The 264-nt window shown below is 57.6% G+C and carries 1 protein-coding gene; it reads right to left on the bottom strand.

Translation table 11 applies throughout. From position 1 onward, the window contains the following. On the bottom strand, window positions 1-264 hold a 264-nt coding region (fliE, locus tag SB816_RS32510; RefSeq protein ID WP_410548314.1), incomplete at both ends, for a flagellar hook-basal body complex protein FliE.

The following is a 264-nucleotide window of genomic DNA, read 5'->3' on the forward strand; positions in this document are numbered from 1 at the left end:
CGGTATAGGCGCTTACGAGTCTGTTGCGGATTTGCAGCGATTGCTGAAACATAATGCCGGCTTTAGCGCCGTCAATCTTCGCAGAATTGAGCGAGACGTTCGACGCGCCAAGTTCGAACGCATGCATCTCACCCGATGCCGACGCCTGGCTGGCGCTTACCTTCGCGAGCGACTGTTGAAGCAGTTCCGTGAAGCTAACCTGGCTGGTCGCAGACGAAACCGACGCCGAAGAGTCCAGCGACTCCGGATTCGCCGCTTCATTCG

This window comes from Achromobacter sp. SIMBA_011 (assembly GCF_046535435.1).
GTDB lineage: Bacteria > Pseudomonadota > Gammaproteobacteria > Burkholderiales > Burkholderiaceae_B > Achromobacter > Achromobacter dolens.